8 protein-coding genes and 3 tRNA genes are annotated in these 8,296 nt (G+C 43.2%); 4 read left to right on the top strand and 7 right to left on the bottom strand.

What is annotated here, in order from left to right; translation table 11 throughout:
* Positions 1-27 precede the first annotated feature (27 nt).
* The 5 genes from L1272_RS14895 to dnaQ form a co-directional block, all read right to left on the bottom strand.
* A tRNA-Asp gene (locus L1272_RS14895) sits at positions 28-104 on the bottom strand.
* Positions 105-145: 41 nt separating this feature from the next.
* A tRNA-Asp gene (locus L1272_RS14890) sits at positions 146-222 on the bottom strand.
* Between the two features lie 27 nt (positions 223-249).
* Positions 250-326: transfer RNA gene (locus L1272_RS14885), tRNA-Asp, on the bottom strand.
* Positions 327-424: 98 nt separating this feature from the next.
* On the bottom strand, positions 425-1,798 hold the full coding sequence (locus L1272_RS14880; RefSeq protein WP_166338919.1) for a TIGR03503 family protein: 1,374 nt from the start codon (positions 1,796-1,798) through the stop codon (positions 425-427).
* Positions 1,799-1,807: 9 nt separating this feature from the next.
* Positions 1,808-2,518: a DNA polymerase III subunit epsilon gene (gene dnaQ / locus L1272_RS14875; protein ID WP_119852045.1), complete on the bottom strand. Its 711-nt coding sequence runs from the start codon at positions 2,516-2,518 to the stop codon at positions 1,808-1,810.
* A 68-nt stretch (positions 2,519-2,586) separates the two neighbouring features.
* On the opposite strand from dnaQ, the gene rnhA reads away from it, so the two are divergent.
* Together rnhA and L1272_RS14865 are read left to right on the top strand one after the other, a co-directional pair.
* Positions 2,587-3,054 carry a ribonuclease HI gene (rnhA, locus tag L1272_RS14870; protein WP_138601837.1) on the top strand — a complete coding sequence of 156 codons (468 nt, stop codon included), beginning with the start codon at positions 2,587-2,589 and terminating at the stop codon, positions 3,052-3,054.
* Positions 3,055-3,144: 90 nt separating this feature from the next.
* Positions 3,145-4,008 (top strand): MBL fold metallo-hydrolase, encoded by an 864-nt coding sequence (locus L1272_RS14865; protein WP_166338921.1) that lies wholly within the window; start codon positions 3,145-3,147, stop codon positions 4,006-4,008.
* Here the strand turns inward: L1272_RS14865 and L1272_RS14860 are convergent.
* On the bottom strand, positions 3,979-4,737 hold the full coding sequence (locus tag L1272_RS14860; RefSeq protein WP_054551627.1) for a class I SAM-dependent methyltransferase: 759 nt from the start codon (positions 4,735-4,737) through the stop codon (positions 3,979-3,981). The two genes, L1272_RS14865 and L1272_RS14860, sit on opposite strands and share 30 nt — an antisense overlap.
* Positions 4,738-4,790: 53 nt before the next feature.
* Between L1272_RS14860 and gloB the strand changes: the two genes are divergently transcribed.
* Together gloB and L1272_RS14850 are read left to right on the top strand one after the other, a co-directional pair.
* Complete coding sequence (gloB, locus tag L1272_RS14855; protein WP_138601833.1) at positions 4,791-5,564, top strand: hydroxyacylglutathione hydrolase; 774 nt, start codon at positions 4,791-4,793, stop codon at positions 5,562-5,564.
* Between the two features lie 146 nt (positions 5,565-5,710).
* Positions 5,711-7,297, top strand: a complete 1,587-nt coding sequence (locus tag L1272_RS14850) for a LysM peptidoglycan-binding domain-containing protein (RefSeq protein WP_138601830.1) — start codon at positions 5,711-5,713, stop codon at positions 7,295-7,297.
* A gap of 73 nt (positions 7,298-7,370) precedes the next feature.
* Here the strand turns inward: L1272_RS14850 and speB are convergent, their stop codons facing one another.
* Positions 7,371-8,294: an agmatinase gene (gene speB / locus L1272_RS14845; protein WP_166338923.1), complete on the bottom strand. Its 924-nt coding sequence runs from the start codon at positions 8,292-8,294 to the stop codon at positions 7,371-7,373.
* Positions 8,295-8,296 lie beyond the last annotated feature (2 nt).

The following is an 8,296-nucleotide window of genomic DNA, read 5'->3' as shown; positions in this document are numbered from 1 at the left end:
GTATCTAATGCTATTTATTTTTCCTATTGGCGGAGTGGACGGGACTCGAACCCGCGACCCCCGGCGTGACAGGCCGGTATTCTAACCAACTGAACTACCACTCCGCAAAGGAAAATGTTTTACAACCATAAGTTGTGTAAGTAATTGGCGGAGTGGACGGGACTCGAACCCGCGACCCCCGGCGTGACAGGCCGGTATTCTAACCAACTGAACTACCACTCCAGCGCATACTTACAAATTGTCGAAAATTGGCGGAGTGGACGGGACTCGAACCCGCGACCCCCGGCGTGACAGGCCGGTATTCTAACCAACTGAACTACCACTCCACATTTTCGTTGCTGACTGAGTCTCCCCTGACAGCGGCGTGAATAATACGAATCACCCTCTAGTTCGTCAAGGGGTTTTTTGTATTTTTACAGGTTTTTTAGTCATCTGACATCGAAAGGTTTAAAATTTCACCTGATTTATCATTTTTTGAGCCGTTTTTGCCAACTTCATTTTCATTCGTTGCTTGCTCATCATTTTCGGTTTGATTTTTTTTCTTTAAAAACGGTAATGAAATTTTAAATTTCAGCGGTTTCTTCTGAACAAAAATTCTAATTGCCAGCCAACCTAATAAAAGTACGGTTAAATTTCCAACAACAATTAAGGTCACCATCAGCATGGTGGACGCTTTTTGTTCTTCTTCAATAATTCGTTGTTGCTCTGCTTGCGCTTCTAAATCAATTTCTGGGCGAACAATTTCTGGTACAGCTTCAATTGGTCGCTCAATTTCAAATTTATACGTCGGTAACGTCGCCATAAATTCACGGTCATTTATGTTGCTACCAAATACAGAGAGCTCAACACTGTATCGTCCCCAATCATAATTTTTAATGGCCAGTTCCCGTGTTTGCGATTTATCAGCATCTAAAGAGAACATTTGCTCTTCATTATTAGGGTAATAAATTTTCCCTTGAATGAGCACAGTTTCTGGTTTGACGATTTCAGGGTTTAAGGTGATTGTTAAAATGTGGTCATCTTCATCTTGCTCAGCAAGGGCTATTTCATAATCAAAAGGCGGCTCATGCACGACTATCGGTTTTTGCACCACGGTACGCTTTAGTATAGGTGTTTCTATATATAGCTCTGGCTGCCACTCACCTGCCGGAAAGACCAGTTTAAACTCACCGGTAAACACACCATCAAGCGGACGCTCATCAAAGCCACGGCCATCATCTTTAAAGTCAGTAACACTTTGCGTACCTGCACCAAAGTTTGCGTAATCACTATTATTAGTGCTGACAAAATCAACGTGCAAACTGATCACATCTCTAAACTGACCAACTTCTATTGGCTCACCGTCATTTAATACGCGGCCCGTTAGTTTTACTGTTTCGCCACGAAACAGCATGGGCGGGAGTGGATCAACATTAAGCTCTATTTCACCCAGCACCATAATACGGCTATCAGGCAAGATACTGCCGACCACTTGCCAGGGGCCTGGCATTGGGTTGCTTATCGTTACCAAGTCATAGCTCAATTCATCATACCAGTCGAGGTCATCATTTTTAACTGAGTCAGTTGCATAATACTTAGTGCCGTCAGGGCGAACTAACACAACGGCAGGGGCACCGCGCTTACGAAAGAAGAGTAAAGTTACTTTATCGATTTTGTGATCGATACGAAAACGGTTCTCTAGCAGGGGAATTTCATTTTGCACCCCATCACGTTCTAATGGGGTTATTTTATTTTGCTCGTTGGCAAATCCCGTGAAGGGAATTAAACACACTAATCCTGCTAGTAGCTGTTTTCTCATTTTATTACCTTATTCTGCACGCCATAAGCATTGGCCACCCTTTGCAACCAAGTCTAAACGTTCTTCGTGAGCGGCGTGCTCTTGTTCTGTTGCTCTTAATACCACAAGCGGTGCTCTATCAGCACTCAGTCGGCGAATACCACCCGTTTGTTGGGTTGAGCCTTCATCTTTATTTTGATTAAGGTTCAGCTTTACTTGTCCACCCGTCATCGACAGGTAAACATCGGCTAGGATCTCAGAATCCAGTAATGCGCCGTGTAAAGTACGCTTTGAGTTATCAATATCGTAACGACGACAAAGTGCATCAAGGTTATTCTTTTGACCTGGGTGCAAGTCACGCGCCATTTTTAACGTATCAAGTACACTACATACATCGGCAGTATTAGGAAAACCTTGATTTAACAATGCAAACTCATTGTCCATGTGGCCGATATCGAACGCTGCGTTATGAATAACAAGCTCAGCGCCACGAATATACTCTAAAAACTCATGGGCAATTTGATGGTACAGGGGTTTATCACGCAAAAATTCATTGGTGATACCGTGTACGTCTATTGCTTCTTCTTCTATCTCACGTTGTGGATTGATATACACATGAAAGTTGTTGCCAGTAAGACGGCGATTTACAAGTTCAACACAACCGATTTCAATAATGCGGTGGCCTTGCTTTGGGTCAATACCCGTGGTTTCTGTATCTAAAACTATTTGTCTATGTGCCATATCGTCTTAAGCCTGACTCTGGTATCTTTCTATATTCACTTTATTGTACACAATATCAAGGTAAAACAGTGCAGAAAACCGTAGAGATTTACACCGATGGATCATGTTTAGGAAATCCAGGGCCTGGAGGGTATGGCATCGTGATGCGATACAACGGTCACGAAAAGCAATTAAGCCAAGGCTATACCCTAACAACCAATAATCGGATGGAAATGCTCGCTGCTATCGTTGCACTTGAAACCCTCACCCGCTCTTGTAATGTCATTCTGACAACCGATAGCCAATATGTGAAACAAGGTATTGAGTCATGGGTTGATAATTGGAAAAAGCGCGGCTGGAAAACCGCGGCTAAAAAACCAGTTAAGAATGTCGATTTATGGAAACGACTAGATGCTGCCTGCCAACAACACAGCATAGAATGGCGTTGGGTAAAAGGTCATAGCGGCAATAAATACAATGAGATTGTTGACGATCTTGCCCGCGAAGCAGCTGGCAGCGATCAATTACTTGAAGACACAGGTTACGACGGTAATTAAAAGCCCCTTGAAATAAACTTGGCGCAGGTCGTTTTATATTTTTGTTATATGTTATAAGATTTGGCTATAACGAAATATAAAGGATTCATTATGGCTCTGCGCATTCACTCTTTTTTTCATCAACAAAGCGCCACTCTCTGCTACTTAGTCAGTTGCGAAAGCACTAAGCAGTGCTTGCTAATTGATGCGCCAGCTGATTTTGATATGCCAAGTGGTGAGTTAAGTTTTATCACAGCCAATGAGATCATCAGCTACATAAAGACTGAGCAGCTGACATTGCAATGGCTACTTGAAACTCATGCCCATGCTGACCATATCACCGCAGCAAGTTACATAAAGCAGCAATTACAAGACACACACCCTTGTAAACTCGGCACGGGTAAAGGGATCACACAAGTGCAACAGCACTTTAGCCAACTTTATAATCTTAATATACCATGTAATGGTGAACCTTTTGATGCGTTATTTGCTGATAAAGCACTATTTCAGTTAGGTGATTACACAGTAGATGTGATTGCCACACCGGGCCATACCCCTGACAGCGTGTGTTTTCACATTGATGGCAATGTATTTGTTGGTGACACCTTCTTTATGCCAGACAGTGGCACAGCCCGCTGTGATTTCCCAGGAGGCAGTGCCGGTGAGTTATATGACTCACTACAGCGAATTTTAGCGTTTCCTGACGATACGGTACTTTGGATGTGTCATGACTATCAACCAGATGGCCGTCCGCTGGCGAACAAAACCACAGTGAAAGAGCAGCGTGAGCAAAACATTCATTTAAAAGGCGATAAACAAAGCTTTATTGCGACTCGGGAAGGCCGCGATGCAACCTTAGCGGTACCAAAGCTGTTGCACCCTTCTATTCAATTAAATATTCGTGCAGGTCAGTACCCAAGCAAAACAGGTACGCAACAACACTATTTAGCTATCCCGCTCACAGTGCTGCTTTGATGTTTGCCTGAGCCCTGCTCCTTTCACTGGCGAAAATTGCGGCCTTGCATGCCATTTAGGTTTAATTGGTGTCAGCGGGGCCACACGTTTTCGAGCCACCAGCATATACACACTGCCCATTGGCTTTAAATATTGCTGGCCAAAACTGCGCCACGCCGCAAAACGTGACAAACGGTTGCCTCTTGCAAGCGATGAATGGATAAATCGCTCGTCCGAAATAATCTCAAAGCCTAATAGATTCAACCAGTCTTTTACTCGTGATGGCGTAAAAAAGCGTCCTGTCCAAGGTAACTTTTGGCGACTAAAAGGTAAAAGCTGCGCCAAGCCACACAAGCTAAACGGATTAAAGCCCGTGATCACCAGATAACCACCGGGAATTAAAGTACGATGTGCTTCGCGTAAGATGTGGTGTGGATCAGAATGATATTCTAAGCAATGCGACAATATGCAAGCATCAACACTGTGCTCATAAAAAGGTAGCTCGTCTACATCAGCAATAACACCGGTAAATAACCCCTGCTCTGCGACACAAACTTGATGCTTTATAGGACTTTCACTGGTTGCCAGCTCACCACTTAAATTACCAAGTTTGAGCATGTGATAGCCAAACATGCGTGGCAGCCATGGCGTTAGCTTACGTTCAATTTCAGCACGTAAATAGTCACCATGAGGGAACTGCTGCCAAGTGTATGGCTTAGGACCTTCTTGAAAACTAAGGGCTGGTTTCATTTTCTGAGCTCGTTATACTGTGTGTTAACTGTCACTTTATAGAGCAATTAAACATGGTGCAAGTTAAAGCAATTAAAGCCTTTTCTGATAATTACATCTGGTGCATCAGCAATGAAGCTGAGCAAACAGCCTGGGTCGTCGATCCCGGTCAAGCAGAGCCTGTTTTAAACTATCTGAGCGAGCATAACTTAACACTTAGCGGTATTTTGATTACTCATCACCATTATGATCATACCGATGGTGTGGCTGCACTGGTTAAGGAATTTCGTGATATTCCGGTTTATGGGCCAAGACATAGCCCTTTTAAAGGTATTACTCATGGCGTATCAGAAGCGGATAAAGTCACTGTGTATGATTACACCTTTACCGTGCTTGCAACACCTGGTCATACCCTAGACCATATTTGTTACATTAACGACGAATTAAGTTTTACTGGCGACACCTTATTCAGTGCTGGCTGCGGACGATTATTCGAAGGCAGCGCAGAACAAATGTGGCACTCGTTATGTAAACTAAGAGCCCTGCCAGATGAGTGTAAAATCTACTGCACCCATGAATACACGCAAGCCAACTTAGCCTTCGCAAAAGCTGTAGAGCCAAATAACGAATACCTTCTCAACTACAGTGATGAAGTTGATACTCTGCGCGCCAAAGACGAAATAAGCTTGCCAACCCAGTTAGGCGTGGAAAAACAAATAAATCCATTTTTACGTAGCAATATAGCAACAATCACTGATGAGCTGCCTGATGAGCTAAAAATTAATTTGGATCTGAATGAACCTTGGCAACGCTTTGCAGGTCTCAGAGCCTGGAAAGATAACTTTTAAAAAACGTAAACGCCGGTAGTTACAATTTTGTATATTTAGATCAGCATCTTGCAATAATAAGCTGACATAAACTGGTCATAAAGTGGCAATATGTTCTCAGAGCAGGTAATATTCGCCGAGTTTTTTTACCTGATGTATGGGTATATATGTATAAGTCTCCTTTAGTTTTATCACTTGCGCTGATTTTAAGTGGCTGTCAATTGACAGCTTCTGATTCAGCAAGTACAGATGTTGCGAGCAATAATGTTGAGCAACAATTAGACGGCGCAAGTCCGAGCGATATCAATGATGCATTGATGATCAACGCTCAATATCAACAATTAACCGATATTGATGAGCCGCCTCCTGTATTTGATGATGTATGGGAACGTATTCGCTATCAGCTTTCGATTGATGTGCCACAAAACCGCCCAGTTGTTGCTGAGCGTAACTATTATGCGCGTCATCAGGCCTATTTAGATCGTATCTCTAAGCGAGCTGAGCCTTACTTATACTTTATTGTAGAAGAAGTCGAAAAGCGTCAGATGCCAATCGAAATCGCACTTTTACCTATTGTGGAAAGTGCGTTTGATCCATTTGGTTATTCACATCGCAGTGCTTCTGGCATTTGGCAATTTATGCCACAAACCGGTGAGCGTTTCGATTTAAAACAAAACTGGTGGTATGACGGTCGCCGTGACATTGTGCAATCGACCCGTGCAGCGCTAGATTATTTATCATATTTACACAAAACCTTAGAAGGCGATTGGCTAAATGCCATTGCAGCCTATAACTCAGGTGAAGGTCGTTTACTGCGTGCCATTAAAAAGAACCGTAAAAAGCATTTACCAACGGATTTTTGGTCACTTGATTTACCAAGAGAGACCACTGCCTACGTACCTAAGCTGTTAGCGCTGTCTGATCTGGTAAAACGCAGTGACGAATTTGGTGTTAAGTGGCAGCCAATAATTAATGCTCAAGTCGTTGAAGCAGTTAATGTAGGGAGCCAAATTGACTTAGCACTTGCCGCTGACATGGCAGGCATTAGCTTAACAGAGCTTTATCGTTTAAACCCTGGCTTCAATCGCTGGGCGACGGATCCTAATGGCCCACACTTTTTATTATTACCGTCTGATAAAGTTGAAGCGTTTACTGACAAGCTAGCTAAAACAGAGCAAAAAGACCGCCTACGCTGGCAGCAATATATTGTTGCGCGCGGTGACAGTTTATCTGTGATTGCGAAGAAGTTTTCGACAAGCACAAACGCGATTAAAACACTGAATAAGCTTTCATCGAATACTATTCGTGTTGGTCAGCAATTACTTGTGCCACTAAGCGATGGTGAGATTAATAGCCAGCATTTACCAAAGTCAGTGCGTATGGCAGCTAATAAAGCAACACGTAAAAAACTTAGCCATAAAGTGGCCAGTGGCGATACACTGTGGGATATCAGCCGTGAGTACGATGTCACCATAGCTGAACTTGCAACATGGAATAAGCTGAAAAAAGACGCGGTACTGCGTGTTGGTCAAAAGCTAACTGTGTATAAACAGGAAAAGTCGCAACTTGCTGCTACACAAATCAAAGAGCGCACCATTACCTATAAAGTTCGTCGTGGTGACTCGTTAGCGCGCATTGCTGCTAAGTTTAATGTGTCTGTAGAAGATATTATTAAATGGAATTCATTAGCTGGGCAAAAATACATTCAACCTGGGCAAAAGCTTAAATTAAAGGTTGATGTTCGAAGCGCTTAATTGCTTAATTGCTTAATTGCTTAATCTAATATCAAAAAAAAGAGCGCCTAATGGCGCTCTTTGTCTCTCTCATTTAGTATTTATGCTTCAAAGTCCATAAGTGTAATAACTCATTGGCAATGGTCGCTGCAGCAATCGCTGTTAGTTCACTTTGGTCATAGGATGGAGATACTTCAACCACATCCATACCGACCATATTAATGCCTTTCAATGCACGAAGTACTTTGAGTACTTTATCGCTGGTTAAGCCACCACATACTGGAGTGCCTGTCCCTGGAGCGAATGCGGGATCAAGGCAGTCAATATCAAAGGTTAGATACACAGGTAAGTCACCCACACGTGCTTTAATTTGCTCTGCGATATCTTGTGCAGGCAAATCATTAGCTGCCATTGCATCAATCACTGCAAACTCATGTTTGCTTTGATCAAAATCAGTACGAATACCGATTTGAATACTGTGATCAACATCAATAAGCCCTTCCATCGGCGCATGATAAAACATGGTACCGTGATCATAGCGAGAGCCATTGCTGTAAGTATCTGTATGGGCATCAAAATGCACTAATGCCATCTTACCATATTGCTTAGCATGGGCACGCAGTAGCGGCAAAGTCACAAAGTGGTCGCCACCTAAACCTAATAATGTTTTACCTTGACGAAGAATTTGCTCAGCGGCTAATTCTAACTGCGCGGTAAAATATTCTGGGTCGCCTACTGGGTAAGTAAAATCACCCGCATCAGCTAATTTTAAACGCTCAAACAACGGAAACGTCCATGGGTACTTGGTTTCTTCCCATGCCAGGTGCACTGAAGCTCGACGAATTGCGTCAGGCCCTAAACGTGCACCAGGGCGACCTGAGGTCGCCAAATCAAAGGGTAAACCTAGCACCACTACATCCGCATCGATTGCAGTGATGTTTTGCACCATCGGCTGACGTAAAAACGTCATGCCGTTTGAATATAATGAATGATCTGTGTGGTCAAACAATGTCGACATTG

This window comes from Pseudoalteromonas sp. PAST1 (genome assembly GCF_021532515.1).
Taxonomy (GTDB): domain Bacteria; phylum Pseudomonadota; class Gammaproteobacteria; order Enterobacterales; family Alteromonadaceae; genus Pseudoalteromonas; species Pseudoalteromonas simplex.
Note: the sequence above shows the minus strand (reverse complement) of the source record. Positions and strands in the feature narration are given on the sequence as shown.